Here is a 26,769-nt window from a genome sequence, read left to right as displayed (position 1 = left end):
AGCCGCTTGAAGTTGAGCTGCGGCTGCTCGCTCACAATGAAAATAAATGCAGTGCACCAGATTGAGTCCTGACAGTTCGAACAACTTGCCCGACGTTAAGCCTGAGCGTTCAGACAAGTTTTCGCGGACCGGCAAGGTGAATAATTAAAACTGATGAATATCAGGAAGTTGCAAAACGTTTGCAGTACCGCCCGATGCGCAAGCGGGGCACCCGGCACGTTTATTGATGCCGCCGCTGACACCGTGGCCGGTGCATGAAAGTTGTCAGTTCCTCCGGCCATCGTCCGGCTGCACCTGCGTGTGCAAGCCGCCTGATGAGCAAAAAAATAATCAGAAGAACAGTGGAGCGGCCATGCAACAGATCAGATCGCAAGTGACCGAGCGCGACGGCTTGTTCGAGCTCGAAGCCGGCAGCGACGTCCTCGACAGTCCCCGTTACAACCACGATATGGCGCCGACCAAGGTGCGCGAACGAACATGGAACAAATGGCACATCACCGCGCTGTGGGTCGGCATGTCGATCTGCGTGCCGACCTATACCCTCGGTGGCGTGCTCACGGCGTACTTCGGTTTGAGCGTCGGTGAAGCGCTGATGGCGATTCTGTTCGCCAACATCATCGTGCTGATTCCGCTGACGCTTAACGCTTTTCCCGGCACCAAGTACGGCATCCCGTTTCCGGTGTTGCTGCGCTCGTCGTTCGGCATTCTCGGCTCCAACGTGCCGTGTCTGATTCGTGCGTTGGTCGCATGTGGCTGGTTCGGCATTCAGACGATGTTTGGCGGGCTGGCGATTCACCTGTTTCTCGGCTCGGTGTTCGAGGGCTGGAAATCCCTCGGCGGCACAGGGGAGGTGATTGGCTTCATGGTGTTCTGGGCGCTGAACCTGTGGGTGGTGATTCGCGGCGCCGAGTCGATCAAGTGGCTGGAAACGTTGTCGGCACCGCTGCTGGTGGCGGTCGGCATCGGTCTGCTGGTGTGGGCGATGCCCAATGTGTCGATGAGCGAACTGATGGCGATCCCGGCCAAACGCCCGGAAGGTGCGAGCGTGTACGGTTACTTCGCCGCCGGGCTGACGGCGATGGTCGGCTTCTGGGCGACTTTGTCGCTGAACATTCCGGACTTCAGCCGTTACGCCAAGAGCCAGAAAGATCAGATCCTCGGGCAGATTTTCGGCTTGCCGCTGACCATGTTTCTGTTCGCCTCACTGGGCGTGATCATGACCGCGGCGTCGGTGAAACTGGTCGGCGTGACCGTATCTGATCCAGTCAGCCTGATCGGCCATATCCAGAGCCCGGTGTGGGTCGCGGTGGCCATGGCGTTGATCATTATTGCCACGCTGTCGACCAACACCGCCGCCAATATCGTCTCGCCGACCAACGACTTCCAGAACATCGCGCCGAAGGTGATCAACCGCACCAAAGCGGTGTTGCTGACCGGTCTGGTCGGATTGTTGTTGATGGGCCATGAGCTGCTGAAAAAGCTTGGCTTGATCGTTTCCGATGTCAGCCTGGAGACCGTGTATTCCAACTGGTTGCTGGGCTATTCAAGCCTGCTCGGGCCGATTGCCGGGATCATGGTGGTGGATTATTTCCTGATCAAGAAACAGCAACTGGACCTCGCCGGGCTGTACCGCGACGACGTGTATCCAGCGTGGAATTGGGCCGGGTTTCTCGCGTTTGGTGTGCCAGTGGTGCTGACCTTGTTGTCGCTGGGCAGCGATGCGTTCAGCTGGTTTTACAGCTACGGCTGGTTCACTGGCTCGGCGTTGGGCGGATTGATTTATTACGGGTTGTGCGTGATGCGTGCGCAGCCTTCGGTCGTGAAAACAGCGGTGTGAATGAGGGCCCCATCGCTGGCAAGCCAGCTCCCACAGGGATCGAGTCGTACACAAATTGTGTGTTCACTCAAAAACCTGTGGGAGCTGGCTTGCCAGCGATAGCGGTCTACCAGGCACCACAGCGACATCCATAAGAAAAGCAGCCTGAGGAGATCCCCATGAACGCAGCCGTAGACGTTCTGCAATCGAGCCATCAGCACATCAACCGCGACCGCTTGTGGGCGTCGCTCATGGAACTGGCCAAACTCGGCGCGACGGTCAAGGGAGGGGTCTGTCGCCTGGCCCTCACCGATCTCGACCGCCAGGCCCGCGACCTGTTCGTGCAATGGTGCAAGGACGCCGGATGCAGCGTCACGGTCGATGCCGTCGGCAACATCTTCGCCCGTCGCCCGGGACGCAATCCGAACCTGCCGCCGGTGATGACCGGCAGCCACATCGATACGCAACCCACCGGCGGCAAGTTCGACGGCTGCTTCGGCGTACTGGCCGGCGTCGAAGTCCTGCGCACCCTCAACGACCTCAAAGTGGAAACCGAAGCGCCGCTGGAAGTGGTGGTCTGGACCAACGAAGAAGGCTCGCGATTCGCTCCGTGCATGATGGGTTCCGGCGTGTTCGCGGAGAAATTCACCCTCGAAGAAACCCTCGCCAAAGTCGATGCCGATGGCGTCACCGTTGGCGAAGCGCTGAACGCCATTGGCTACGCGGGTCCGCGTAAAGTCAGCGGGCACAAGGTCGGCGCCTATTTCGAAGCACACATCGAACAAGGCCCGATCCTCGAAGACGAGCAGAAAACCATCGGAGTGGTGCTTGGCGCGCTGGGACAGAAGTGGTTTGACCTCAAGCTGCGCGGCGTCGAAGCGCATGCCGGACCGACACCGATGCACCTGCGCAAAGATGCACTGGTCGGCGCCTCGGTGATCGTCGGCGCCGTCAACCGCGCCGCCCTCGGCCACCAGCCGCATGCCTGCGGTACGGTCGGCTGCCTGCAAGCCTATCCCGGCTCGCGCAACGTCATTCCCGGCGAAGTGCGCATGACCCTCGACTTCCGTCACTTGGAACCGGCGCGGCTGGATTCGATGATCGCTGAGGTGAAGCAAGTCATCGACGCCACCTGCGAAGAACATGGCCTGACTTATGAACTGACCCCGACTGCCGACTTCCCGCCGCTGTATTTCGAAAAGGGCTGTGTGGAAGCCGTGCGCGGCGCGGCAAAAGGGCTTGGCTTGTCGCACATGGACATCGTCAGCGGCGCCGGGCATGACGCGATTTTCCTCGCTGAACTCGGCCCGGCCGGGATGATTTTTGTGCCGTGCGAAGGCGGCATCAGCCACAACGAAATCGAAAACGCTGCGCCGGATGATCTGGCAGCGGGGTGTGCGGTGTTGTTGCGGGCGATGCTGGCGGCTTCGGCGATGGTGGCCGCCGGTAAAGCTGCGGCGTAACAACAAAAAAGATCGCAGCCGTGTAAGCACTGCCGAGCGAAACACGGCTGCGATCTTTTCCTTTCATCCAAACGTCATAAACCTGTGCGATGTTGCCGGCCCATGAAAATCATCACCTCCGGCGCGTCCTATCTGGACATCGACGCCTACGCCTGCTGCATTGCCTATGCCGAATTGCTCAACCTGCAAGGCATTCCCGCCCGCGCCGTCAGCAGCGCGCCAGCCAACGCCAGCGTTTCGCCAAGCGTGCTCGGCTGGGCCGCGACTTTTCACGACTACCAGCCGACGTCGGTCGATGAGTTCGTCTTGGTCGATGTCTCCGACTATCAGCATTTCGACCCACTGGTGGTGCTCGAACGGGTAGTGGAGGTCATCGACCATCATCCCGGCTACGAAAACTATTGGCAGCAGAAGCTTGGATCTGCTGCCGATATCCGCCCGATCGGCGCCGCAGCGACTCAGGTTTTTCAGCGTTGGCAGACGGCCGGTGTGCTGCCGCAGATCAGCGTGCCAAGTGCCGCTTTGCTGGCGACGGCGATTCTCGACAACACGCTGAACTTTACCGGGCAGATGACCACGCCAGCGGACATCGAGGCCTACGCCGACCTCGCGTCACGCGCGAAACTGCCGGCAGACTGGCCCCAGCAGTATTTTCGCGAATGTCAGGCAAGCATCGAATCGGACCTGCCCGCTGCATTGGCAGCCGACTCGAAATGTATGAAGCCCGAAAACAACCTGCCAGGCTTCTTCGCCCAAATGACCGTATGGGATGCCGACGCTTTGCTGCAAAAACACCTGCCGCGGATCAAGCGCTGGATGGCGGAGCAGGGCGATGACTGGCTGCTGAATGTAATCAGTATCCGCGACCGCAAAAGCTGCTTTCTGGCGCCAGCCGAGGTCAGCCAGCAAAAGCTCAATCGCTTGTTGCCACTCGACTGGCAGGCCGGATTGGCCGTTCAGGCGCCGTCAATGCTGCGCAAGGAACTGTTGAAGTTGGCACTGGAGGCTGGCAGTTACTGCGCACCAAACACCATCGTCCAGTAAACCCCTTCATCACTGCGCGCCTCACTGGCAAACCCGGCGCCGACCTGGGTAAACATCGGGTTCATCAGATTGGCGCAGTGCCCGGGGCTGGCCAGCCAGCCGGCCATGGCCTTGCCCGGCGAACTCTGCCCGGCGGCGATGTTTTCGCCGATTTGTCGACCGCGATAACCGGCCGCGCGGGCGCGATCTGCAGGCAGGTCGCCATCCGGGTCGCGGTGGGCGAAGTAGTTGCCGTAAGCCATGGCTTTGCTGTGCCCCTGTGCGGCGGCGCCCAGCGCGGCGTTCCAGCTCAATGGCCGGGCGGCGGCGAATCGCTGGCGGCCGCACATCCGGGGCCGGGCGCGCGCGGCGTTGACCTCTGCCAGCAGCGCCTTGCCGACGCTGCGATTATCGCCAACGCGACTGTCGAGCACCGGTTGCGCCAACACTACTTGCCACTCATTGCGCGACCGACTGACGCCGATGTCGGCGTAGCTCGCATCCAGCAGCGCAGCGCAGTGCTCGTCTTGCAGCAGGTCGAAAGCCTCTTCGGCATCCTCAGCGCCGATTACGCGAATACTGCGCACCGCGACGGCGGAATAGCCGGACGACTTCAACGCTTCACGCATGCCCCCGGCGTAGCGATAACCGATCGGCAAGGCCAGGTTCGACTTCAGCGATAGCGGTGCCAAACGCTGCGCCGGGCGTCGATCGCAGCGTTGCGGGTGGGCGCGATAGTCGTTGATGGCGGCCACCAGTTGTCGCTCCGCACCGGCATGGGCGATTTCAGCGAACAACGGTGAAAGGATCATCAGGCACAGCGAAACGAAGCGAGACGAACGAACGGCGTGGCGCATGAGACGGGCAGCTCTGAAGAGGGACAGCGCGAAGGTTGAGTGAACCGCAGAATGCGGCGCGAGTAGGACTGGGCTTTTTCGACTTGGTTCAAAGGGCGGGGAGGGTTTATCGGAGGGCGACGACGGGCAGGATCAAGCCGAGTGCAATGTTGTGTTTGATGACGCCATCGCGAGCAGGCTCACTCCTACATTTGGAATGCGTTCCCCTGTAGGAGTGAGCCTGCTCGCGATGGCGTCACTGAAAACAACACAAAAAACACAGGCGGATCACAAATCAGCGATTCAACACATCCGCCATCCACTGCAAATACTGCGCACGATCCGAGATCGAGTTATGCCCCGAATCCGGCACCACTCTGAGCAGTGCCACGCCTTGCGGGAAGTTCTCAAGCAAGCGCTGCGTGCTGGCGCGTGGAATCACCTCGTCGTCGCTGGCCGCGAGCAGCAGCGTCGGCACACGGATATGCGCGGCGTACTTGCCCGATTCAAAGCGATCCTTGAGCAACCACTTCACCGGCACCCACGGGTATTGCCGTGCCGCGATTTCTTCGAGGCTGTTGTAGGGCGTCACCAGAATCAGATTTTGCACTGGCCGTTGGCTGGCCAGACGCACGGCGACGCCCGATCCCAGGCTGCGGCCAACTAGCGAAACCTGCGGATGACTGGCATAGACCTGATCGAACAGCGCCAGCGCATCCTCGGCAATCGCTTTCTCGGACGGTGAACCACCGCTGCCACCAAAGCCGCGATAGTTGAGCAGATACACCGCGTATTCAGGAAACGCCTCGGCAAACTCCGGCAGGTTGCGCGAAACGTCCTCGGCATTGCCGCCAAAGTAGATCAGCGCCCGGGGCCCGACGCGCTCGCGGGTGATCACTGAAACCTGTGCGTCCGGCATCGACAGGGTCAGTTGTGAGTCGCTGCTGATGACAGCATTGGGCTGCGGAAAATAGATCAGCGAACGCTGAAAAAAGAACAGCGCCGCGCACAGCACCAGGTACACGGCAACGATCAATGCGACGAGTGACATCAGGGTTCGGGACATTCGGCTACTTTTAACGGTGTGTGAAGGTTGGCTGTCGCAGTGTAGTCCAGCCCTGCAACCGGACCGCTCGCACACACAACATGCAACAGATCCACGCAGCAGGGGAACCAGCATGAGCCACACTGAGGGTTACTCCCGTCGCCGATTGCTCACGCTGGCTGCCGGGGTTTCGGCGGTCTTCACCTTTGATCGGGCGTTGGCCACCGCGACGACGCCCGCGACTACCGGAGGCCACGCCATGCAGACCCGCGCCATCCCGTCCAGCTCCGAATTGCTACCCATCGTGGGCTTGGGCACCTATCGCGGTTTCGATGTCGCCCCCGGTGATCCGGCCTATCGGCAGCTACCGGCGGTGCTCGATGAGCTGTTCACCAAGGGCGGAACGCTGATCGACAGTTCACCCATGTATGGCCGGGCAGAGGAAACCACCGGTGAACTGCTGTCGATCCACGAACCGCGTTCGCCGGCGTTTCTGGCAACCAAGGTGTGGACGCGCGGGCGCGAGGAGGGCATCGCGCAGATGGAGCAATCGTTCAGCCTGCTGCGCACCGAACGCATCGACCTGATGCAGATTCACAACCTGCTCGACTGGCAAACCCACCTGCCGATCTTGCGTGAATGGAAAGCCCAGGGGCGCATCCGTTACATCGGCATCACCCATTACACGCCCTCAGCCTACGAGGAAGTCGAAGCAGTGCTGAAAGCCGAGCCACTGGATTTTCTGCAAATCAATTACGCCCTTGATGATCGAGGGGTGGAGAAACGTATTTTGCCTTTGTGCCGCGAACGCGGTGTGGCGGTGATCTGTAATCGGCCATTCGGCGGCGGCGGTGTGCTCGCGCGTCTCAAAGGCAAACCGTTGCCGGGCTGGGTGTCGGATGTGCAGGTCAACAGTTGGCCGCAACTGGCGTTGAAGTTTCTGCTCTCGCATTCGGCGGTGACGTGCGTGATTCCGGGGACAGGTAATCCGCGCTACATGGCTGATAACGCAAAGGCCGGGTTCGGGCCGATGCTCACCGATGCGCAGCGGCATCAGTTGATTGCCTTAGCGGGGTAATCAATCTCGTCGACGGCGCTCAGCCGCGATAGCGCAACGCCTCCAGCAACAACGCAAACGCCGGCGCAGCCTGACGCCGGCTCGGGTAATACAGGTGATAGCCGGCAAACGTCGGGCACCAGTCTTCCAGCACTTGCCGCAAACGGCCGTCGACCAGAAAGGGGGCGACGATGTTTTCCGGGATGTAACTCAGGCCGAAACCGTCCAGCGCAGCGTCGAGCAGCGGGTAGACGCCGTTCAGGGTGATCTGCCCGGACACCCGCACCTTCAGGCTTTCGCCATCCTTCTCGAATTCCCAGCTGTACAACCCGCCATTAGTGGGCAAACGCAGGTTGTTGCAGGCGTGATCGGTCAGATCCCGTGGCGTTTTCGGCACGGACCGTCTGGCGAAGTAGGCAGGTGAGCCCACCACCGCCATGCGCATGTCGGGGCCGATGCGGGTGGCGATCATGCCTTGCGCGACGTCTTCGCCCAGGCGCACGCCGGCGTCGAAACCTTGCCCGGCGATGTCGACGAAACCATAGTCGCAGCTCACCTCGACGCTGATGTCCGGGTACTGCGGCAGAAAGGTTTTGAGCACCGGGCGCAGCAGCCAGTCCAGCGAATGGTCGGTGGCGTTGAGGCGGATCTTGCCCGCCGGGGTGTCGCGCAGGTTGCTCAGCGCCGCGAGTTCCACTTCGATTTCTTCGAAGCGTGGGCCGATGGTTTGCAGCAGGTGCTCGCCAGCCTCGGTGGGTGAGACGCTGCGGGTGGTACGGGTCAGCAGGCGCAGGCCCAGACGGGCTTCGAGGGCGCGGATGGTATGGCTCAGTGCCGATTGCGAAACGCCGAGTTTGGCAGCGGCTTTGGTGAAGCTGCGCTCGCGGGCGACGGCGAGGAAGGCGAGCAGGTCGGTGGCATTTTCACGCAGCATTGATGAGTGTCCTGCATAAGTTTTTTTGAATTCTAGACGATTATCGGAACAGTTCGGCTCGGTAAAGTGGTGGCATTGATTATCTGGAGGCATTGCCATGAACCCGATTGCCGCTTCTGCGTTGACCCTTTCCCTGTTGGCGGGTGAGGTGCAGGCCAATGACAATCCCCGCGTGACCGTGACACCCAATGGCTCACAAGCTTCGGCCAGAGGCCCGGTGGATTGGTTCACTGGCATTGTGCGTGTCGATGCGCCGTTCAAAGGCACTGAAGCGGCGCGGGTCAGTGGTGCTACGGTGACGTTTGAGCCGGGCGCGCGTACCGCTTGGCATACGCATCCGTTGGGACAGACCTTGATAGTCACGGCAGGGTTTGGGTTTGTGCAGGAGTGGGGGCAGCCGGTGCGGGAGATTCGTCCTGGGGATACGGTGTGGATTGCGCCGGGGGCCAAGCATTGGCATGGGGCGGCTGCGACCACGGCGATGACCCATATCGCTATTGCTGAAGTGCTGGATGGCAAGGTGGTGGAGTGGATGGAGCAGGTGAGTGCCGAGCAGTATCCGCGAGCGGACTGAAAGCTGTCAGGTAGCGCACTAGCACCCCATGCTAGTGCGCTACCTGATTTCCCTCACCCCAGCCCTCTCCCGGAGGGAGAGGGGGCTGACCGAGGTGTCTGGCTTCATACATCGACCTGAAAGACCGAGTCGATTATGGACTCACAGCAAAGCGTCATCCATCGACCTGAAAGTGCTGTGTCGACTATGGATTCACAGCAGGACGTTCAAGTCGATGCAGCTTCTGAATATCCCCGGATCAGTCCCCTCTCCCTCTGGGAGAGGGCTAGGGTGAGGGGCTTTTAACGGGTCATCACATCATCTCCGGCAACGACGACAAAATCTTGTCCAGCGTAATCGGATACTCCCGCACCCTAGCCCCCGTGGCGTTGTAAATCGCATTCGCCACCGCCGCACTAACCCCGCAAATCCCCAGTTCACCAACACCCTTGGCCTTCATCGGCGAGGAAACCGGATCAGTCTCATCAAGGAAAATCACCTCCTGATGCGGTATGTCGGCATGCACCGGCACCTCATACCCGGCCAGATCATGATTGACGAAAAACCCCAGCGTCTTGTCCACCGCCAACTCCTCCATCAACGCCGCACCGACGCCCATGGTCATCGCGCCGATCACCTGACTGCGCGCCGCTGTCGGGTTGAGAATCCGCCCGGCCGCGCACACCGCCAACATGCGGCGCACACGCACTTCCCCGGTCGCCGCATCCACCGCGACCTCAACGAAATGCGCACCAAAGGTCGACTGCTGATACTTCTCGGCCAAGTCGGCAAACTCGATGCTGTCCTCAGCCACCACAACGCCGTCCTGCGCAGCGTTGCGCATCGGCACGCTCTTGTCGCCGAGCCGCACCTGACCGTCGACAAACTCCGCCTGATCCGCCGCCATGCCCAGTTTGCCAGCCACCGCCTCACGCAGTTTCATGCACGCGGCATACACCCCGGCGGTCGAGCAGTTGGCGCCGAATTGCCCGCCGGAACCTGCCGACACCGGGAAGCTCGAATCGCCCAGATGCACAGTGACATCCTTCAACCCGACGCCCATCATCTCGGCCGCCGTCTGCGCAATGATTGTGTAGCTGCCGGTGCCGATATCGGTCATGTCGGTTTCCACCGTGACCTTGCCATCGCGCTCCAGCCGCACCCGCGCGCCCGACTTGACCAGCAGGTTGTTGCGGATCGCGGCGGCCACACCCATGCCGATCAGCCAGCGCCCTTCGCGACGTGTACCCGGCTGCGCATTGCGCTGGTTCCAGCCGAATTTCTCGGCGCCGGTCTGCAGGCATTCGATCAGGCGCCGCTGCGAAAACGGTCGTTCGGTTTTTACTGGATCGACTTGCGTGTCATTGATAATGCGGAACTGCACCGGATCAAGCTTGAGCTGTTCGGCCATTTCGTCCATGGCGATTTCCAGCACCATCAGCCCCGGGGTTTCACCGGGTGCACGCATCGCGTTGCCTTCGGGCAGATCCAGCGGTGCCAGACGCATGCTGACCTGGCGATTTTCAGCGGCGTACAGCAACTGGCTGGGTTGCGCCGCGACCTCGACTTTGCCTTCCGCCAGATTGCCCGACCAGCCTTCGTGGGCGATCGCGGTGAGTTTGCCGTCCGCTGTCGCACCCATGCGAATGCGCTGAATTGTCGCCGGGCGGTGGGTGGTGTTGTTGGCGATCTGCGGGCGGGCGAGGGCGACTTTTACCGGTCTGCCAGCCATCCGTGCACCGAGGGCGGCCAGAATTGCATCGGCGCGCACGAACAGTTTGCCGCCGAAACCGCCGCCAATGTAGGGCGACATCAGCCGGACTTTTTCTTTCGGCAAACCAAGTGTTGTGGCGATGTCGCCGACGCTCCAGGCAATCATCTGGTTCGACGTCCACAGGGTCAGTTGATCGCCTTTCCAAGCTGCTAATGTGGCGTGCGGTTCCATCATCGCGTGGGACTGATCCGGCGTGGTGTAGGTCTGGTCGAACTGCACCGGCGCAGCGGCGAACGCCTTGGCGAAATCACCGTGGCTGACGTCGGGCAACTCCTCTTTTGGCTCGACGCCTTTATCGCGCACGCTGGCCAGATCGAACTCGCCTTTGGCAGCGACGTAATCGACTTTGACCATTTGCGCAGCCGCGCGGGCCTGCTCGAACGTCTCGGCCACCACCAGCGCGACAGCCTGGTGGTAGTGCTGAATCTCCGGCCCGGCCAACAAATGGGCGGCGTTGTACTTGCCCTTGCCGAGTTTGCCGGCGTTGGCGGCGGTGACGATGGCCAGTACACCGGGCGCGGCTTTCGCTGCTTCGAGATCGATATTGTTGATGCGGCCCTTGGCGATGGCCGCGCCGACCATAAAGCCGTAAGCCTGATTGGCCACCGCCTCATGCTGCTCATAGGCGTATGGCGCCTGACCGCTGGTTTTCAGCGGGCCTTCGATGCGTTCGGTGGGTTGGCCGATGACCTTCAACTGGTCGATCGGGTTGGTGGTGGCGGGCGTGTCGAATTTCATGCTTCATCCCTCGCTTGCGCCAACACCGAACCGAGCGTGCGCTCGACCAGGGTCAGTTTGAATTGGTTGTCGTGGGTCGGGGTGGCGCCGTCGAGCAGACGTTCGCTGACGGCTTTGGCGCCTTTTGGCAGCAGCGCTTCGGCGGCTTCAACCCGCCACGGCTTCGGCGCAATACCGCCGACGGCGACGCGACCGCTGCCGTCCTTTTGCAGGATCAGACCGACCGAGACCAGCGCAAACGCGTAGGAGGAGCGATCACGCACCTTGTGATAAACGTGGGTGCCGCCGACGGGCGCAGGCAACGTCACCGAGGTGATGAACTCGCCAGGCGTGAGGCTGGTTTCAATGTTCGGCGTGGTGCCCGGCAATTGATGAAAATCAGCCATGGCGATGCTGCGAGTGCTGCCGTCAGGTTTGACAGTTTCAATCTGCGCATCGAAGGCCCGCATGGCGATTGCCATATCACTCGGGTGGGTGGCGATGCAGGCGTCGCTGACGCCGATAATCCCCAGTTGCCGACTGACCCCGGCAATGGCTGCACAACCACTGCCGGGTTGGCGTTTGTTGCAGGCCTGATTGGTGTCGTAGAAGTACGGGCAGCGCGTGCGTTGCAGCAGGTTGCCGGCGGTGCTCGCCATGTTGCGCAACTGCCCGGAAGCCCCGGCGAGCAGGGCGCGGGAGAGCAAGGCGTAATCTTTTCTGACGCGCGCGTCGGCCGCCAGATCGGTGTTGCGCACCAGCGCGCCAATGCGCAATCCGCCTTCGGGCGTGGCCTCGATCTGGTCCAGCCCGAGGTGATTGACGTCGATCAGGTGCAGCGGCGTTTCGATGTCGAGTTTCATCAAATCCAGCAGGTTGGTGCCGCCGGCGATAAATCGCGCACCTTCGACTTGCGCAGCTTGTGCGGCGGCTGCGGCGGGGGAGTCGGCACGGCTGTAATTGAACGGTCTCATGCCGGCACCTCCGCAACTTCAGTGATGGCTTCGATGATGTTCGAGTAGGCGCCGCAGCGGCAGATATTGCCGCTCATGCGTTCCTGAAATTCGCTGGCGATCAACTGCGGCGCCTCGGTGAGGCTTTCACTGACATGGCTGGGAATACCGTCGCGGATTTCTTTGATCACCGCCACCGCCGAACAGATTTGCCCGGGCGTGCAATAACCACACTGATAGCCGTCGTGCTTGATAAACGCGGCTTGCATCGGGTGCAGCTTGTCAGGCATACCGAGGCCTTCAATGGTGGTGACTTCGCTGCCTTCGTGCATCACCGCTAACGTCAGGCAGGAATTGATCCGCCGGCCATCGGCGATCACCGTGCAGGCGCCGCACTGGCCGTGGTCGCAGCCTTTTTTAGTGCCGGTCAGTTGCAGGTGTTCGCGCAGGGCATCGAGCAGGGTAGTGCGTGTGTCGACATCCAGCTCGCGCGGCTGGCCGTTGACATTGATCGTCACTTTGCTCATGGCCGATTGCTCCAGAGTGGCCGCGTAGGCCTTGAGGCTGATAAACGGTGGCATCGCGAAGGCAGTAGCGGTCACGGCGCCGAGGATCAGAAATCTGCGTCGGGAAATCGTCATGGTTCGATTCCTTTTCTCTCTTCATCAGGGCAGCAGGGTCGTGGATGGCCCAAGCGGGCAGCCAGCGTCATCGCCGGTCTCGTTATGGAGTGACTGCTGATGAGAGGAAAAGGTTTTTGCGGATTTTCGCTATAGAGTTATGCAGGTGGCTCATCAATTGCCTGACCCGACACAAATCCCTGTGGGAGCGAGCCTGCTCGCGAAGAGGCCGGCACAGCCAATATCTTCACTGGCAGACCGGACGTCTTCGCGAGCAGGCTCGCTCCCACATTGGATAGGTGTATGGCCGCCCTAATGCCCGCCCACCACCATAGAGGTAAACGGCGCCACATACGCCTGCAACGTCACCAGCCCGCCGACCAGAATCGCCAACACAATCGAGTGGAAGAACACATAGCGCAGAATCTCGCCCTCATGCCCGTACCAGCGTGTCGCCGTGGAGGCGACCACAATCGATTGCGCATCGACCATTTTGCCCATTACCCCACCGGAACTGTTCGCCGCTGCCATCAGCACCGGACTGATGCCGAGCTGTTCCGAGGTGACTCGCTGCAAACCACCAAACAACACGTTCGACGCGGTATCCGACCCGGTCAACGCGACACCCAGCCAACCGAGCAACGTGCCGAACATCGGGTAGAAAATCCCCGTCGCCGCAAACGCCAGGCCCATGGTCGCGTCGAGCCCCGAGTAGCGCGTGAGGAACCCCAGCGCCAACATCGCCGCAATGGTGATCAGCGAAAACCGCACCACCCACAACGTGCGCAGGTATTGCCTGATCAGTTGCGGAATCGAGTAGCCCATCAGCAAACCGCCGACAATCGCTGCCAGCAGAATCCCGCTGCCAGTGGCGGTGAACCAGGTGAATTTGTATACCGCTTCCTCGGCTTTCGGCGCGGCCACCACGGGCGGGACTTTTTCGATCTGTAGGTGCAGGGTGGTGAAGGTCACCGCCGGCGCGAAGATCGGATTAGCCTCGTTCACCGGTTTGCCCGCGGGGTCGAGTTTGGCCGAGTGCGTGACGGGATCGATCGCCGGGCGCACATCAAAAATATTCTTGAAGCCCTGCGTACCCCAGGCAAATACGAACACGGTGAGGATGATCCACGGCATCCACGCGCGCATCACCGCCGGGCGCGCCTGATCGCTGAACGCGGCGCTGGCGGTGACTTTTTCTTCTTCGACTTTGGAGTTGTCGACTCGCCCTGAAAGAGCTGCCGAGGTGTGAATGGTCGCCGGTTTCCACACCTTTAAAAACAACGTCAGGCAGGCCATGGAAATCAACGCGGCGATCACGTCCACCAGCATCGGCCCGTGGTAGTTCGACACCAGAAACTGCGGCACAGCGAAGCTTACCCCCGCCACTAGAATCGCCGGCCAGATCTCGAGCATTTTGCGCCACCCGGCAAACGCCCAGATCAGCCAGAACGGCACGAGCACCGAGAAGAAAGGCAACTGCCGACCGACCATCATCGACAGCTCCATTTCATCCAGCCCGGTGACTTTGGCCAGGGTAATGATCGGCGTGCCGAGTGCGCCGAATGCCACCGGCGCGGTGTTGGCGATCAGCGCCAGACCCGACGCGGCCAACGGTGAAAAACCGAGACCGATCAGAATCGCCCCGGTCACCGCTACCGGCGTACCGAACCCCGCCGCGCCTTCGAAAAATGCACCGAAGCAGAAGGCGATCAGCAGCAACTGCAGACGTCGGTCATCGGTGATCCGTGCGAGAGAATCCTGCAGCACTTTGAACGAGCCGTTCTCGGTGGTCAGGCGATGCAGAAAGATGATGTTGAGGACGATCCAGCCGATTGGCAGCAAGCCATTCGCCGCACCAAACAACGCGGCGGAACCAGCCATATTCGCCGGCATGCCAAAGGCAAAGATCGAGATCAGTAGCGCCGATGCCAGCGCCAATAGCGCCGCCAAATGTGCCTTGACGTGAAAGAACGCCAGTGCCGCGAGCATCACCACCACTGGCACGGCGGCCATGAGCGTGGAGATCACCGGGTTGCCGAACGGGTCGTAGATTTGCTGCCAGACCATGGTCCACCTCTGCTTGTTGTTATTGAGGGCGCAGATCCATTGCGTGGGGCTTGGTTGCAAGGAGTATAGGTGGCATTTCGCCGCTGTTTGGGCAGCGCGAACAGGGCGACAAACGGTCGATAGTGGCCAGTGAATCAACGGCGTTTTGCCCGGTCGTATCTGCGGCTGCGCGCACCGCGTCCTGAAGGCGCGGGCAGCGTCGCCGATTCCGTCGTCAAGACCTTGGTTTTAGGGAAGTGTTGAATGAAGCGCGCAACAACGATGCTGCTGACCGTGACCGCCGCCGTATTGCTCGGCGGCTGTGTCGCGGACTTTGATGATGATCACCACCATGGCCGGCATTACGACCACGATCATGGCCGCAACTACGACCATGACCGGCGTTGGGATGACCGCGACGATCGCCGCGACGGGCGTCGTTACTACCGTGATCGGGATGGTGATTAAATCGTTGGATCTTTAAACGTTACACGGGTGGACGGGTTATTGGCTGCTCAGTAGCATTGGCGGTTTTTACCCATCTTCAAGGATGATCCGTGAACAAGAAAATAATGTTATGTAGCTGGGTGGCAGCAATTTCTATCGCCCAGGTACTTATTGATAAAGTATTTTTTCCTGAAAACGAAAAAATAGGTCGCAGGGAAAGCGAGTTATATCAACCCATGTCAGAGTTACAGTACAAGCAGCAGCAGGTGATCAGAATCATCCGGGACAGAGAGTATATCAATCAGTTAGATCCTGGGTTTGGCCAAAAAACAGTCGATCAGAAATACATGAATACCCTGCTCGATTATCATCGGGAGATGGTAAATCTATACGACATAACGACGTCCAAGACTTTGCTTTTTTCTATATCCGAAATGGCAACTGATGTGGCGAAAATGTCAAAGGATTTCGGTCTCTGTATTCAAGAGTCCCAGCGGGAAGAATTCTTCAAAGCAACCATGGAAATTATTCCGCTTACCGAGAAAATGCTCCAGACCAAGAGCAAGATTATTGACTTTGATACACGGGTCAGAGCGGCAGAGCCTGATAGGGATGCACAAGGAAACCTTGTAGTTGAGGCTGCTAGCAAGCACCTTAAGATGATTATTGAGTTTATGAAAGATCCGGATCTTTTGATCAGGGTTAACAAAGAGGAAACGCCTCTTAACGATATCGATAAGTTTGTTGAGTATTACAATGTTATTCACTTGGGTTATGGTGATTGCACAAGAGCTTATTCAGAAGAAAGCGAAAATTCTGCAAACTACAAATTGTTTTACCAAATCATCATTTTCCTACTGCTGACGTATGTCATATATAGGAAAGATATGCTCTGAATCATTTAAGCCATAGTCAGGCCGAAGACAATCTTATTGACATGGCCCACTGAGCAATTTTTATTCAGCAAGCTTTCCTAGGGCATCCTTCGCGATTTCGCTTGGCCCCTCAATTAAAAGTGAGCGCTCGCCCGGACGCTGGATCGCGCAGGCACGGAGGCCTCGATGTCCAGCAAATGGGTGGCGAGAATGTCGCTCAGAAAACGGAATTGATCGTTGATGCCGACCACTTCATTACTGAAATGATTAGTCGCGGCGGGCATCAGCAAATCTTCGAAATCTTCGTTGAACACCAGTGCCTGCGCTTTGTGCGACACGACGTGCTGGTCGTAATAGTTGCTGCCGAACACCGGGAAACTCACGGAGAGTGTGACGTGGGTGTGAATCATGTTGTGAACTCCTCGTTGTGTTTCGGATGAGCCAATCGTGCCTTTGATGGGCGGTGGGCGGAAGGCAATCGTGGCGATGGTGAATATCGATGGCAGTGATGGTTCGGTTTTTAGTGGTGTTGCTGATGGCCCCTTCGCGAGCAGGCTCGCTCCCACTTTGAAACGCATTCCCCTGTGGGAGCGAGCCTGCTCGCGAAGAGGCCAGTCCAGCCAAACCGGACAAGCGGCCTTGCACCCACACCTATACTCAAATCTGCTTCCGCCCTTTAAAAGGAAATCTCAACCGTGAACCCGCGTGCGTTGCTCGTCGCCGCACTGTTGTTGCTGTCCGGCTGCGCCACTTCGGCGCGGGCCCCGGTGTCAGCGCCGCAGGCCGTTTTTGTCTCACCGGCCACGTGGCAGCAGATCGACCGGGAAATTGTCAGCGTTTCGCAGCAGTCCACCGAGCAAGTCAAAGTGTTTGCCCGTGGCTCAATGGAACATTGGCGCACTCGGGTCTATCAGCAAACTGAAGAAAATTTCATCCCGTGGTTCAGCAGCTACTGGACCCAGGAATGGCTGTCGATGAAGGTCAGTTGGTACACGATCAATGCCGGCGGCGAGCAGGACGCCTCGGCCAAGCGACTGGCGGCGTATCTGCTTGAGCAATATCAGGAAAGGGTGCTGGCGCCGGTGGCGGTGGAAATCGATCCGGATGCAATTCTGGGGCAGGCGACGGCGTTCTATGCGCAGTTGATGGCGCAGCAGATGCCGCTCATCGCCCAGCGTCATGGTGTGCCTGTCGCTCAGCTCAACGGGCGTTTGCAGAAAGTCCCCGCCATTGCACTGGGCCCGCCGCCAGCGCGGGATGCTTCGTTGTTTCAAGTGATCAGCACGGAACCATTGAACACCTTGCCGGCCTATGCCGCGCTGATCGACAAGATCCACACTGACGGCGGCGCCAAGGGCATTGCCTCGACCGATGCCGGCATGGCCCCGGTGGCCAAGCGCGCCAGTCAGCGGATGGAAGCGGAAATGGCGCCGCGCGGGGCCGCCAGTGCTGTAGCGGCCGCGGCGGGGAAACTGGCTGGAGGGCTGATCTCGGTCGGTGTCGCCGGCATTCGCGCGATCATCCAGGCCAATGACCGGCCCGACAGTGAAGCGTTGATCCGCAGCAGCCTGGGCAGCACCTTCGACAAGGCCTGGCTGAAACTGGTGCAGAACCCGACAACCGGGGTGATGGCCGGCACGCTGCACATGGCCGCACAGGTCGAGCGCAATCTGGGTGAGGGTGAGGAACCGTCGGTCGGCTTGGGCGTGAATTCTGTCGAATGGCAGCCGCCGCAATCGACTAACCAGCAGATCGAACCCAACGTGCAAGGAGAGTGATCATGGCTTACATCGATATTTTTGTAGCGCCGGTGCCGACTGCCAATCTTGAGCAGTACAAAAAGCACTGTGAAATCGCCGCCAAATTGTTCAAAGAATACGGTGCTCAGGACGTGGTTCAGTGCTGGGGTGATGACGTGCCGGAAGGCAAAGTCACCTCATTCCCGATGGCGGTCAAACTCAAGGAGGGTGAGACGGTATCGGCCGGCTGGCTGATCTGGCCCGACAAGGCCACTCGCGACGCTGGCATGGGCAAAATGATGGAAGATCCGCGCATGCAACCGGACGTCAACCCGATGGGGTTTGATGGCCAGCGGATGATCTTTGGTGGCTTTAAAAATATTCTTGAGTCCTGAACCCGATTTTGGAATGGACAAGATTCATGCTTCACCACAAAACCCTGTGGGAGCGAGCCTGCTCGCGAATGCAGTGTGTCAGTCGACAAAAAGGTCACTGATACTCCGCTTTCGCGAGCAGGCTCGCTCCCACAGGATTAGTGCTCACTGGCTGTGTTCACTCGGCTGAAGGGGTGATGCGACAGCTTTTACGGTTGCGGATCTGCTCGTCCGTCGGGCGTTCACGGACGAACTCGAAACGCGGCTCACCCTCGCTGTAATGCACCAGCCAGCCCCATTCCAGTTCCTTCTCTTCCTGCCCGGGATTGGGTGGGCGCGCCCACCACGGTTCTTTGCTGAGGATCTCGCGCATGGCGGCCTCCGGTTTGATGGCAATCCTTGAACTATAGCTTCCTGTCACGAGTCGTCAGATCAGGCTGTGTAGAATCCGGCGGATCACGATGAACAGGGGAGCAGGGCCATGACTGTTGAGACAAAGCGACTGTTTTTCGCCCTCGATTGCCCATCTGCGCAGCGCAAGGCGATTGCTCAATGGCGAGGGGAGTTGGGTTTGCGCACCGGTAAGCCGGTGCCGGCGGACAACTTTCATCTAACGCTGCTGTTTCTCGGCGCGGTGCCATTGGCGCAGATCAACGAAGTCTGCGAGGCGGCCGGGCAAGTGCGCACACCGGGAGAGGCGTTAAAGATTTCGCTGGATCGCTTGCAGGTCTGGCATCGCGCCGGGGTGTTGTCGCTGGCGCCCGTGCAGGCGCCGCAGACGTTGTTGCGCTTGGTCTATGCGCTGGAGCAGGCGATGTTGCCGTTTGGCTTTGAAGAGACGCCACGCGAGTTTCGCCCGCACCTGACGCTGGCCCGTGAGTACCGTGCGCCGGAGCCGGAATCCGCTACGCCGCCGGAGTTTTTCCTGCGTGCCGAACGCTTCGCCCTGTTCGAATCGCACAAGGGCCGTTATCGGATTCTGCAAGATTGGCCGCTGATCTGAAGGCACAAAAAAAGGCGCCCGAGGGCGCCTGAGAATTCACCTGAGCCGAGGGAGCCAGGTGAGGCCGTTCATAGCAGGGTGCAGCGGTGGTAAGGCGCTGCGTGAACGGGAAATCATTAATTCTTTCTGTTACAACACCGAACCATTGTAGGAGTGAGCCTGCTCGCGATGAGGTCGGTAAATACAGCACCACTGCTGCCTGACACACCGCTATCGCGAGCAGGCTCACTCCTACATTTGGATGTTTGGTGGATTTACTTGCCGAGCTTCACCCGGGTCCAGCCACGGGTCATGATCCGTTGCGTGGCAATCGGTTGATCCGGCACCGCATACAACGTCGCCATCACCGCATCTGTCGGGTACGAACCCGGATCGTTGCGGATCGCTTCATCCACCAATGGCGTGGCCGCCGAGTTGGCGTTGCTGTAGCCGTTGCTGTTGGTGATCTCGGCGATGATGTCCGGGCGCATCAGGAAGTCCATGAACAGGTAAGCGTTCTCGACGTTGGCGGCATCGCGCGGGATCGCAACCATGTCGTAGAAACTGCCGGCGCCTTCCTTGGGAATGCTGTAGTCGATGACCACGTTGTTGCCCGATTCCACGGCGCGGGCCTTGGCCTGCAGCACGTCACCGGAGTATCCGACCGCCACGCAGATGTTGCCATTGGCCAGATCGGAGATGTATTTCGAGGAATGGAAATACGCCACGTTCGGGCGGATCTTCATGAACAGCGCCTCGGCTTCCTTGATGTGCGCAGTGTCCCTGTCGTTCACCGGGTAACCCAGATAGTGCAGGGCGGCCGGGATCATTTCGGTCGGCGAATCGAGGAAACTGATGCCGCAGGCTTTGAGCTTTTCAGCGTTTTCCGGTTTGAACAACAAGTCCCAGGAGTTGGTCGGGGCGTTGGCGCCGAGCACTTCCTTGACCTTGGCCGGGTTGAAACCGATGCCGATCGAGCCCCACATGTACGGGAACGCGTGGGCGTTGTCGGGATCACTGGCGGCGGCGTTTTTCAGCAGCACCGGGTTGAGATTCTTCCAGTTCGGCAGCTTCGATTTGTCCAGCGTCTGATAGACGCCGGCCTTGATCTGCTTGGCCAGGAAACTGTTCGACGGCACGACCAGGTCGTAACCGGATTTGCCCGCCAGCAAGCGCGCCTCAAGGGTTTCGTTGCTGTCGAAGACGTCGTAGGTCACGCGGATGCCGGTCTCGTCTTCGAACTTCTTGACGGTGTCCGGCGCAATGTAATCCGACCAGTTGTAAACACGCAGCACCTTGTCGTTGGCCTGGGCGCCCATGACGATTGCGCCCATTAAGGACAGTGTCAGCAGAGTCCTGCCAAACATTTTCATCGGTACAACTCCATTCTTTTTATTCACGTTACGCAAAGCCCCCTAACCCTCTCCCGGAGGGAGAGGGGACTGACCGAGGGGCTGACTACATTTTTGTAGTAGCTGCGGCACGCTGCGATCTTTTGATCTTCAAAAACAACGTCAAAAGATCGCAGCGTGCCGCAGCTCCTACAGGGTCAAGCGGTGGCAGCTTGTTGCTGTGGTTGCCACGACTCGTTCGCGGTCTGATCCATCGCTTCCTGAATCGCTTTTTTGCGGTTGGCTTCTGCCTTGCGGCCGAAGTACCAGACCAGGAAGGTCACCAGCGAAACCGCCAGCAGAATCAGGCTGGCTACGGCGTTGATCTCAGGCTTCACGCCCAGCCGTACCGCCGAGAACACTTCCATCGGCAACGTCGTCGAACCCGGGCCGGAGACGAAGCTGGCCAACACCAGGTCATCCAGCGACAAGGCGAACGACATCATCCCGCCCGCCGCCAGCGACGGCGCGATCATTGGAATGGTGATCAGGAAAAACACCTTGAACGGCTTCGCACCGAGATCCATCGCCGCTTCTTCGATCGACAGGTCCAGCTCACGCAAGCGCGCGGAGACTACCACCGCGACATAGGCGGCACAAAACGTGGTGTGGGCGATCCAGATCGTGACGATGCCACGCTCCTGCGGCCAGCCGATCAGTTGGGCCATCGCCACGAACAGCAGCAACAGCGACAGACCGGTGATCACCTCAGGCATCACCAACGGCGCGGTGACCAGACCGCCAAACAGCGTGCGGCCCTTGAAGCGCGTTACCCGAGTCAAAACGAAAGCGGCGAGGGTGCCCAACGCGACCGCAGCGATCGCGGTGTAGCAGGCGATTTCCAGCGAGCGCACCACCGAGCCCATCAGTTGCGTATTGTCGAGCAGGCCGACGTACCACTTCACCGACCAGCCGCCCCACACCGTCACCAGTTTCGAGGCGTTGAACGAGTAGATCACCAGAATCAGCATCGGCAGATAAATGAACATCAGGCCGAAGATCAGCATGAACTTGGAAAAACCGAAGCGTTTCATCCCCGTGCCTCCATCTCTTTGGCCTGGCTGCGGTTGAACAGCAGAATCGGCACAATCAGGATCAACAGCATCACCACCGCCAGCGCGGACGCCACCGGCCAGTCGCGGTTATTGAAGAACTCTTGCCACAGCACGCGACCGATCATCAGCGTCTCGGGGCCACCCAACAACTCGGGAATCACGAATTCACCGACCACTGGAATGAATACCAGCATGCAGCCGGCAATAATGCCGTTCTTGGCCAGCGGCACAGTGATTTTCCAAAAGTTGTTGAAGTTGCTCGAACCCAGATCCTGTGCGGCTTCCAGCAGGCTGCCATCGTGCTTCACCAGGTTGGCATAGAGCGGCAAGACCATGAACGGCAGGTAGGCGTACACCACGCCGATATACACCGCAGTGTTGGTGTTGAGGATCTCGATCGGGTGATCGGTCAGCCCCGTCCACATCAAAAACGCGTTGAGCAAACCGTTGTTGCTGAGGATGCCCATCCACGCGTAAACGCGGATCAGGATCGCCGTCCAGGTCGGCATCATGATCAACAGCAGCAGGACGTTTTGCGTTTCCTTGCCGGTCTTGGTGATCGCGTAGGCCATCGGGAAACCGATCAGCAGGCACATCATCGTGCTCAGCGCCGCGACTTTCAGCGAACCGAGGTAGGCCGACAGGTACAGCTCGTCTTCGCCGAGCATGGTGTAGTTGCCGATGTTCAGCAGCAGCTGGAATTTCTGTTCGGCGTAGGTGTAGATCTCCGAGTACGGCGGGATCGACAGTGCGGCTTCCGAGAAGCTGATCTTCATCACCAGGAAAAACGGCAGCATGAAGAACAGGAACAGCCAGATGAACGGAATACCAATGACCAGTTTTCGTCCGCTGGGCACCAGGCGCAGGAATTGCTGATTGAAGGTTTTCATGAGCGCAGTACCACGCCGCTGTCGTCTTCCCACCACACGTAGACTTTGTCGTCCCAGGTCGGACGCGCGCCACGGCGTTCGGCGTTGGCCATGAACGACTGGACGATTTTGCCGCCGGGCAGTTCGACGTAGAACACCGAGTGACCGCCGAGGTAGGCGATGTCATGCACCTTGCCTTCGGACCAGTTGTAGCGGAATTCCGGCTTGGTCGTGCTGACGAGCATTTTTTCCGGACGGATCGCGTAGGTGACCGACTTGTCCTGCACCGAGGTGCTGACGCCGTGGCCGACGTAAATCTTCTGTTCCAGGTCCGGGCTGTGGATGATCGCGTGACCTTCAAGGTCTTCCACCACGGTGCCGTCGAAGGCGTTCACGTTACCGATGAACTCGCAGACCATGCGGCTGACCGGCGCTTCATAGATGTCGACCGGGCTGCCGATCTGGGCGATCCAGCCCAGGTGCATGATCGCGATGCGCTCGGCCATGGTCATGGCCTCTTCCTGGTCGTGGGTCACCATCACGCAGGTCACGCCGACGCGTTCGATGATCTGCACCAGCTCCAGTTGCATCTGCGAACGCAGCTTTTTATCCAGCGCACCCATCGGCTCGTCGAGCAGCAACAGCTTCGGACGCTTGGCCAGCGAGCGGGCGAGGGCGACGCGCTGACGCTGACCGCCGGACAACTGGTGCGGGCGGCGTTTGGCGTATTGGGTCATGTGCACAAGGCGCAGCATTTCATCGACACGGGCATCGATTTCGCTGGCGGGCAAACGGTCTTGCTTGAGGCCGAAGGCGATGTTCTGCGCGACGGTCATGTGTGGGAACAGCGCGTAGGACTGGAACATCATGTTGATCGGCCGCTCGTACGGCGGCATGTCGGTGATGTCCACGCCGTCGAGCAGAATCCGCCCTTCAGTCGGGCGCTCGAAACCGGCGAGCATGCGCAGCAGGGTCGATTTGCCCGAACCGGAGCCGCCGAGCAGGGCAAAGATTTCGCCCTGATGGATCTCCAGGGACACATCGTCCACTGCCACGGTTTCGTCGAACTTCTTGGTGACACGGTCGACTTTCACCAGCACCTTTTTCGGTTGCTGATGACCTTCAAGTGCCTTCCTGTAAGTGCTGGAGGCGTTTGCCATGTGAAACTCCCAACAGGTTTCGTTCGCCTGGCCAATGTGGCCGGGCTTAAGTGGATTGCAAGCCTGTAAGCGCAATCTCAGTCATTACACATCCCCTGTAGGAGTGAGCCTGCTCGCGATGAGGCCATGTCAGTCGACATCTCTGTTGACTGGTCTATTGCTATCGCGAGCAGGCTCACTCCTACAGGGGAATTGCGCATGCCTGACTGACCTTGCACTGCCGAGGGCTTGGTCGGCGCCGCCGTCCTGGCTGCCTGGGTCGTACTTGTTGTTATTACGGGTGTTGCTGTTCACGAATGACGGATGTGCGCAGGCACACCCGACGTCCGTGGGGGCAGTAAATCGTTGCGATCTTCGGGGTGTGTCAGCGCTGGTCGCGCCGCGCCGCCCGTTGCCGGCAAGCCGCGCCGAATGCCTGGAAAATCTTCAGGTAGTTCGGGTTATCGAGCACTTGCCATTCCGGGTGCCATTGCACGCCGAGGGCGAAGGTCGGGCTGTGCTCGACCGAGACCGCCTCGATCAAACCGTCCGGCGCCACCGCTTCGGCGCGCAGGCCGGGGGCGAGGCGATCGATGCCCTGGCTGTGAATCGAGTTGACCAGGAACTCGCCCGGCAACTCCAGCGCCTCAAACACGCCGCCGCCGAGCACAGTCACCGCATGGGCCGGTGCGTATTGCACGGCCACATCAGGGCTGTCGGCTTCGCGGTGATCGAGCATGCCCGGCAGCTCGTGCACCTTCTGATGCAGGCTGCCGCCGAACGCCACGTTCATTTCCTGGAAGCCCCGGCAAATGCCGAGCACCGGAACGCCCGCCGCGATGGCTGCACGCAATAAAGGAAGGGTGGTGGCATCCCGCGCCGGATCGTGATCCGTGCCGGGGGCGCTGGCCGGGCCTTGATAGTGGAAGGGCTCCACATTCGAGGGCGAGCCGGTCAGCAGCAGACCGTCGAGTTGACCGAGCAGGTCTTCGATTTCAGTCAGGTTGCCAAGGGAAGGAATGACCACTGGCAACCCGTTAGCGCCAACGCTGACAGCACGTACGTACTTGTCGCCGCTGATGTGATAGGGGTGCAGGCCAATCTGTTTGACGCACGCAGTAACGCCGATCAATGGCTTGAATGCCATTTTTATTCACCTCGAAGTTTGACACTTGAACGAGCTTTTCCGGAGCTTAGCCTCGTTGATTTTAATTAACAACTGCCATGTAAAAAATTCTAAACGCCGTTCATCAAATCTTCATGATTCTCGGGGCTCTGGCGCCTGTGTTGGCACGCTGGTGTTAAAAAAAGCCCGAAAAATAAACCCTGGGCGGCCATCTGTTCGCTATTGACTTCACTTTGCCGTTCGGGTTGACTGGCTCGGCGAAACAGCAGTGAACATAATAATTAACAGCTAAATAGGTGCATCATGTCGGTCCCTCTGCGTACCGTTCAACTCAACGAAGCAAACGCATTCCTTAAGAAATATCCTGAGGTTTTGTACGTCGACCTTCTGATTGCGGATATGAACGGTGTGGTGCGCGGCAAGCGCATCGAACGCACCAGTCTTCATAAGGTTTACGAGAAAGGCATCAACCTGCCGGCCTCGCTTTTCGCGCTCGACATCAACGGCTCCACGGTGGAAAGCACCGGCCTGGGTCTGGACATCGGCGACGCTGACCGTATTTGCTATCCGATCCCCGGCACGCTGAGCATCGAGCCGTGGCAGAAGCGCCCAACCGCACAACTTCTAATGACCATGCATGAGATCGAAGGCCAGCCGTTCTTCGCTGACCCGCGTGAAGTGCTGGCCAACGTCGTACGCAAATTCGACGACCTCGGTCTGACCATTTGCGCGGCGTTCGAACTCGAGTTCTATCTGATCGATCAGGACAACGTGAACGGCCGTCCGCAATCGCCACGTTCGCCGGTGTCCGGCAAGCGTCCAGTGTCGACTCAGGTGTACCTGATCGACGATCTCGACGAATACGTCGACTGCCTGCAAGACATCCTCGAAGGCGCGAAAGAGCAGGGCATCCCGGCCGACGCGATCGTCAAGGAAAGCGCCCCGGCGCAATTCGAAGTCAACCTGCATCACGTCTCCGATCCGATCAAGGCGTGCGACTACGCCGTCCTGCTCAAGCGTCTGGTGAAGAACATCGCCTACGACCACGAGATGGACACCACCTTCATGGCCAAGCCGTATCCGGGTCAGGCGGGCAACGGTCTGCACGTACACATTTCGATCCTGGACAAAGAAGGCAACAACATCTTCGCCAGCGAGGATCCCGAGCAGAACGCCGCACTGCGTCACGCGATCGGCGGTGTGCTGGAGACCCTGCCTGCGCAAATGGCGTTCCTCTGCCCGAACGTCAACTCGTACCGCCGTTTCGGCGCGCAGTTCTACGTACCGAACTCGCCGAGCTGGGGCATCGACAACCGCACCGTGGCCGTGCGCGTACCGACCGGTTCACCGGACGCCGTGCGTATCGAGCACCGTGTCGCCGGTGCCGACGCCAACCCGTACTTGCTGATGGCTTCGGTGCTGGCCGGTATTCATCACGGTCTGACCAATCAGATCGAGCCGGGCGCCCCGGTTGAAGGCAACAGCTACGAGCAGAACGAACAGAGCCTGCCGAACAACCTGCGCGACGCACTGCGCGAGCTGGACGACAGCGAAGTCATGGCCCGCTATATCGACCCGATGTACATCGACGTGTTTGTCGCGTGCAAGGAAAGCGAGCTGGCCGAGTTCGAGAACTCGATTTCTGACCTTGAGTACAACTGGTATCTGCATACGGTGTGATTGGCTGAGGCCCTCAACAGCTGAAGAGCCCCTCACCCTAACCCTCTCCCAGAGGGAGAGGGGACTGACCGGGTTGTATTGAGATATCCGGCGACCTGAACGATCCAGTCGATTATGGATTCGGCAAAGATTGTTCAGGTCGGCGGAGATTCGGAGCATCCCCCGATCGGTCCCCTCTACCTCTGGGAGAGGGCTAGGGTGAGGGCAGCCATCTCAACCCAGACCCAACACCCCAACACCCCCAATTCCCCCTTG

Annotated in this window: 25 protein-coding genes; 11 read left to right on the top strand and 14 right to left on the bottom strand. The window is 59.5% G+C overall.

Annotated elements, in window-relative coordinates; all coding sequences use genetic code 11:
* Positions 1 to 352 precede the first annotated feature (352 nt).
* From U6037_RS17535 to U6037_RS17525, 3 genes are all read left to right on the top strand, one after another.
* On the top strand, positions 353 to 1,837 hold the full coding sequence (locus U6037_RS17535; RefSeq protein WP_322843926.1) for an NCS1 family nucleobase:cation symporter-1: 1,485 nt from the start codon (positions 353 to 355) through the stop codon (positions 1,835 to 1,837).
* 158 nt (positions 1,838 to 1,995) lie between these two features.
* A complete protein-coding gene (locus U6037_RS17530) occupies positions 1,996 to 3,279 on the top strand; it encodes a Zn-dependent hydrolase (protein ID WP_322843925.1) in 1,284 nt (427 codons plus the stop codon).
* Between the two features lie 102 nt (positions 3,280 to 3,381).
* Entirely contained in the window at positions 3,382 to 4,323 is a 942-nt protein-coding gene (locus tag U6037_RS17525; RefSeq protein ID WP_322843924.1) for a DHH family protein, read from the top strand.
* On the opposite strand, the gene U6037_RS17520 is transcribed toward U6037_RS17525, so the two are convergent.
* Together U6037_RS17520 and U6037_RS17515 are read right to left on the bottom strand one after the other, a co-directional pair.
* Positions 4,293 to 5,159 carry a CAP domain-containing protein gene (locus tag U6037_RS17520; RefSeq protein ID WP_322843923.1) on the bottom strand — a complete coding sequence of 289 codons (867 nt, stop codon included), beginning with the start codon at positions 5,157 to 5,159 and terminating at the stop codon, positions 4,293 to 4,295. The genes U6037_RS17525 and U6037_RS17520 overlap by 31 nt on opposite strands.
* 274 nt (positions 5,160 to 5,433) lie before the next feature.
* A complete protein-coding gene (locus U6037_RS17515; protein ID WP_322843922.1) occupies positions 5,434 to 6,204 on the bottom strand; it encodes an alpha/beta hydrolase in 771 nt (256 codons plus the stop codon).
* A 112-nt stretch (positions 6,205 to 6,316) separates the two neighbouring features.
* Here U6037_RS17515 and U6037_RS17510 point away from each other — a divergent pair, with 112 nt between their 5' ends.
* Complete coding sequence (locus U6037_RS17510) at positions 6,317 to 7,261, top strand: aldo/keto reductase (protein ID WP_322843921.1); 945 nt, start codon at positions 6,317 to 6,319, stop codon at positions 7,259 to 7,261.
* A gap of 19 nt (positions 7,262 to 7,280) precedes the next feature.
* Here the strand turns inward: U6037_RS17510 and U6037_RS17505 are convergent, their stop codons facing one another.
* Positions 7,281 to 8,174 carry a LysR family transcriptional regulator gene (locus U6037_RS17505; RefSeq protein WP_322843920.1) on the bottom strand — a complete coding sequence of 298 codons (894 nt, stop codon included), beginning with the start codon at positions 8,172 to 8,174 and terminating at the stop codon, positions 7,281 to 7,283.
* 97 nt (positions 8,175 to 8,271) lie between these two features.
* Here U6037_RS17505 and U6037_RS17500 point away from each other — a divergent pair, with 97 nt between their 5' ends.
* On the top strand, positions 8,272 to 8,748 hold the full coding sequence (locus U6037_RS17500; protein WP_322843919.1) for a cupin domain-containing protein: 477 nt from the start codon (positions 8,272 to 8,274) through the stop codon (positions 8,746 to 8,748).
* A gap of 292 nt (positions 8,749 to 9,040) precedes the next feature.
* On the opposite strand, the gene paoC is transcribed toward U6037_RS17500, so the two are convergent.
* The 4 genes from paoC to U6037_RS17480 all read right to left on the bottom strand — a co-directional run bounded on the left by paoC (position 9,041) and on the right by U6037_RS17480 (position 14,858).
* Positions 9,041 to 11,239, bottom strand: a complete 2,199-nt coding sequence (gene paoC, locus U6037_RS17495) for an aldehyde oxidoreductase molybdenum-binding subunit PaoC (RefSeq protein WP_322843918.1) — start codon at positions 11,237 to 11,239, stop codon at positions 9,041 to 9,043.
* Positions 11,236 to 12,192, bottom strand: coding sequence for a xanthine dehydrogenase family protein subunit M (locus tag U6037_RS17490; RefSeq protein ID WP_322843917.1), 957 nt, complete (start codon positions 12,190 to 12,192; stop codon positions 11,236 to 11,238). The genes paoC and U6037_RS17490 overlap by 4 nt, the downstream gene beginning before the upstream one ends.
* Positions 12,189 to 12,812 (bottom strand): aldehyde dehydrogenase iron-sulfur subunit PaoA, encoded by a 624-nt coding sequence (gene paoA, locus U6037_RS17485; protein ID WP_322843916.1) that lies wholly within the window; start codon positions 12,810 to 12,812, stop codon positions 12,189 to 12,191. The genes U6037_RS17490 and paoA overlap by 4 nt, the downstream gene beginning before the upstream one ends.
* 291 nt (positions 12,813 to 13,103) lie before the next feature.
* On the bottom strand, positions 13,104 to 14,858 hold the full coding sequence (locus U6037_RS17480) for an L-lactate permease (RefSeq protein WP_322843915.1): 1,755 nt from the start codon (positions 14,856 to 14,858) through the stop codon (positions 13,104 to 13,106).
* 243 nt (positions 14,859 to 15,101) lie between these two features.
* Between U6037_RS17480 and U6037_RS17475 the strand changes: the two genes are divergently transcribed.
* Entirely contained in the window at positions 15,102 to 15,305 is a 204-nt protein-coding gene (locus U6037_RS17475) for a hypothetical protein (protein ID WP_322843914.1), read from the top strand.
* An 89-nt stretch (positions 15,306 to 15,394) separates the two neighbouring features.
* Positions 15,395 to 16,180, top strand: coding sequence for a hypothetical protein (locus U6037_RS17470; RefSeq protein ID WP_322843913.1), 786 nt, complete (start codon positions 15,395 to 15,397; stop codon positions 16,178 to 16,180).
* 113 nt (positions 16,181 to 16,293) lie between these two features.
* Here U6037_RS17470 and U6037_RS17465 read toward each other — a convergent pair whose 3' ends face one another.
* Entirely contained in the window at positions 16,294 to 16,569 is a 276-nt protein-coding gene (locus U6037_RS17465; protein ID WP_141128123.1) for a hypothetical protein, read from the bottom strand.
* 285 nt (positions 16,570 to 16,854) lie between these two features.
* Here U6037_RS17465 and U6037_RS17460 point away from each other — a divergent pair, with 285 nt between their 5' ends.
* Both U6037_RS17460 and U6037_RS17455 read left to right on the top strand, forming a co-directional pair.
* Positions 16,855 to 17,937 (top strand): hypothetical protein, encoded by a 1,083-nt coding sequence (locus U6037_RS17460; RefSeq protein WP_322843912.1) that lies wholly within the window; start codon positions 16,855 to 16,857, stop codon positions 17,935 to 17,937.
* 2 nt (positions 17,938 to 17,939) lie between these two features.
* The gene (locus U6037_RS17455; protein ID WP_322843911.1) at positions 17,940 to 18,293 is read left to right on the top strand and encodes a DUF1428 domain-containing protein; all 354 of its coding nucleotides are present in this window, start codon (positions 17,940 to 17,942) and stop codon (positions 18,291 to 18,293) included.
* Positions 18,294 to 18,450: 157 nt separating this feature from the next.
* On the opposite strand, the gene U6037_RS17450 is transcribed toward U6037_RS17455, so the two are convergent.
* The gene (locus tag U6037_RS17450) at positions 18,451 to 18,645 is read right to left on the bottom strand and encodes a hypothetical protein (protein ID WP_322843910.1); all 195 of its coding nucleotides are present in this window, start codon (positions 18,643 to 18,645) and stop codon (positions 18,451 to 18,453) included.
* A gap of 108 nt (positions 18,646 to 18,753) precedes the next feature.
* On the opposite strand from U6037_RS17450, the gene thpR reads away from it, so the two are divergent.
* Entirely contained in the window at positions 18,754 to 19,275 is a 522-nt protein-coding gene (gene thpR, locus U6037_RS17445) for an RNA 2',3'-cyclic phosphodiesterase (RefSeq protein ID WP_322843909.1), read from the top strand.
* 254 nt (positions 19,276 to 19,529) lie between these two features.
* Here thpR and U6037_RS17440 read toward each other — a convergent pair whose 3' ends face one another.
* From U6037_RS17440 to U6037_RS17420, 5 genes are all read right to left on the bottom strand, one after another.
* Positions 19,530 to 20,627, bottom strand: a complete 1,098-nt coding sequence (locus U6037_RS17440) for a polyamine ABC transporter substrate-binding protein (RefSeq protein WP_322843908.1) — start codon at positions 20,625 to 20,627, stop codon at positions 19,530 to 19,532.
* 176 nt (positions 20,628 to 20,803) lie between these two features.
* Positions 20,804 to 21,679 (bottom strand): ABC transporter permease subunit, encoded by an 876-nt coding sequence (locus tag U6037_RS17435; RefSeq protein WP_127928702.1) that lies wholly within the window; start codon positions 21,677 to 21,679, stop codon positions 20,804 to 20,806.
* Positions 21,676 to 22,557: an ABC transporter permease subunit gene (locus U6037_RS17430; protein WP_371042493.1), complete on the bottom strand. Its 882-nt coding sequence runs from the start codon at positions 22,555 to 22,557 to the stop codon at positions 21,676 to 21,678. The genes U6037_RS17435 and U6037_RS17430 overlap by 4 nt, the downstream gene beginning before the upstream one ends.
* A 29-nt stretch (positions 22,558 to 22,586) precedes the next feature.
* Positions 22,587 to 23,729, bottom strand: a complete 1,143-nt coding sequence (locus tag U6037_RS17425) for an ABC transporter ATP-binding protein (protein ID WP_064120849.1) — start codon at positions 23,727 to 23,729, stop codon at positions 22,587 to 22,589.
* Between the two features lie 364 nt (positions 23,730 to 24,093).
* Positions 24,094 to 24,855, bottom strand: coding sequence for a gamma-glutamyl-gamma-aminobutyrate hydrolase family protein (locus U6037_RS17420; RefSeq protein WP_322843907.1), 762 nt, complete (start codon positions 24,853 to 24,855; stop codon positions 24,094 to 24,096).
* Between the two features lie 282 nt (positions 24,856 to 25,137).
* Here U6037_RS17420 and U6037_RS17415 point away from each other — a divergent pair, with 282 nt between their 5' ends.
* Positions 25,138 to 26,514, top strand: coding sequence for a glutamine synthetase family protein (locus tag U6037_RS17415; RefSeq protein ID WP_064120847.1), 1,377 nt, complete (start codon positions 25,138 to 25,140; stop codon positions 26,512 to 26,514).
* The last annotated feature ends 255 nt before the right edge of the window (positions 26,515 to 26,769 follow it).

The sequence above is a fragment of the Pseudomonas sp. B33.4 genome, assembly GCF_034555375.1.
GTDB lineage: Bacteria > Pseudomonadota > Gammaproteobacteria > Pseudomonadales > Pseudomonadaceae > Aquipseudomonas.
The sequence above is the reverse complement of the archived record's forward strand: the minus strand, read 5'-3'. Positions and strand labels throughout refer to the sequence as shown.

Excerpts from the sequence above, each read along its gene's own strand:
- U6037_RS17535 (WP_322843926.1), top strand. The coding sequence starts at position 353 with ATGCAACAGATCAGATCGCAAGTGACCGAGCGCGACGGCTTGTTCGAG.
- U6037_RS17530 (WP_322843925.1), top strand. The coding sequence starts at position 1,996 with ATGAACGCAGCCGTAGACGTTCTGCAATCGAGCCATCAGCACATCAAC.
- U6037_RS17525 (WP_322843924.1), top strand. The coding sequence starts at position 3,382 with ATGAAAATCATCACCTCCGGCGCGTCCTATCTGGACATCGACGCCTAC.
- U6037_RS17520 (WP_322843923.1), bottom strand. The coding sequence starts at position 5,159 with ATGCGCCACGCCGTTCGTTCGTCTCGCTTCGTTTCGCTGTGCCTGATG.
- U6037_RS17515 (WP_322843922.1), bottom strand. The coding sequence starts at position 6,204 with ATGTCCCGAACCCTGATGTCACTCGTCGCATTGATCGTTGCCGTGTAC.
- U6037_RS17510 (WP_322843921.1), top strand. The coding sequence starts at position 6,317 with ATGAGCCACACTGAGGGTTACTCCCGTCGCCGATTGCTCACGCTGGCT.
- U6037_RS17505 (WP_322843920.1), bottom strand. The coding sequence starts at position 8,174 with ATGCTGCGTGAAAATGCCACCGACCTGCTCGCCTTCCTCGCCGTCGCC.
- U6037_RS17500 (WP_322843919.1), top strand. The coding sequence starts at position 8,272 with ATGAACCCGATTGCCGCTTCTGCGTTGACCCTTTCCCTGTTGGCGGGT.
- paoC (WP_322843918.1), bottom strand. The coding sequence starts at position 11,239 with ATGAAATTCGACACGCCCGCCACCACCAACCCGATCGACCAGTTGAAG.
- U6037_RS17490 (WP_322843917.1), bottom strand. The coding sequence starts at position 12,192 with ATGAGACCGTTCAATTACAGCCGTGCCGACTCCCCCGCCGCAGCCGCC.
- paoA (WP_322843916.1), bottom strand. The coding sequence starts at position 12,812 with ATGACGATTTCCCGACGCAGATTTCTGATCCTCGGCGCCGTGACCGCT.
- U6037_RS17480 (WP_322843915.1), bottom strand. The coding sequence starts at position 14,858 with ATGGTCTGGCAGCAAATCTACGACCCGTTCGGCAACCCGGTGATCTCC.
- U6037_RS17475 (WP_322843914.1), top strand. The coding sequence starts at position 15,102 with ATGAAGCGCGCAACAACGATGCTGCTGACCGTGACCGCCGCCGTATTG.
- U6037_RS17465 (WP_141128123.1), bottom strand. The coding sequence starts at position 16,569 with ATGATTCACACCCACGTCACACTCTCCGTGAGTTTCCCGGTGTTCGGC.
- U6037_RS17455 (WP_322843911.1), top strand. The coding sequence starts at position 17,940 with ATGGCTTACATCGATATTTTTGTAGCGCCGGTGCCGACTGCCAATCTT.
- U6037_RS17450 (WP_322843910.1), bottom strand. The coding sequence starts at position 18,645 with ATGCGCGAGATCCTCAGCAAAGAACCGTGGTGGGCGCGCCCACCCAAT.
- thpR (WP_322843909.1), top strand. The coding sequence starts at position 18,754 with ATGACTGTTGAGACAAAGCGACTGTTTTTCGCCCTCGATTGCCCATCT.
- U6037_RS17440 (WP_322843908.1), bottom strand. The coding sequence starts at position 20,627 with ATGAAAATGTTTGGCAGGACTCTGCTGACACTGTCCTTAATGGGCGCA.
- U6037_RS17435 (WP_127928702.1), bottom strand. The coding sequence starts at position 21,679 with ATGAAACGCTTCGGTTTTTCCAAGTTCATGCTGATCTTCGGCCTGATG.
- U6037_RS17425 (WP_064120849.1), bottom strand. The coding sequence starts at position 23,729 with ATGGCAAACGCCTCCAGCACTTACAGGAAGGCACTTGAAGGTCATCAG.
- U6037_RS17420 (WP_322843907.1), bottom strand. The coding sequence starts at position 24,855 with ATGGCATTCAAGCCATTGATCGGCGTTACTGCGTGCGTCAAACAGATT.
- U6037_RS17415 (WP_064120847.1), top strand. The coding sequence starts at position 25,138 with ATGTCGGTCCCTCTGCGTACCGTTCAACTCAACGAAGCAAACGCATTC.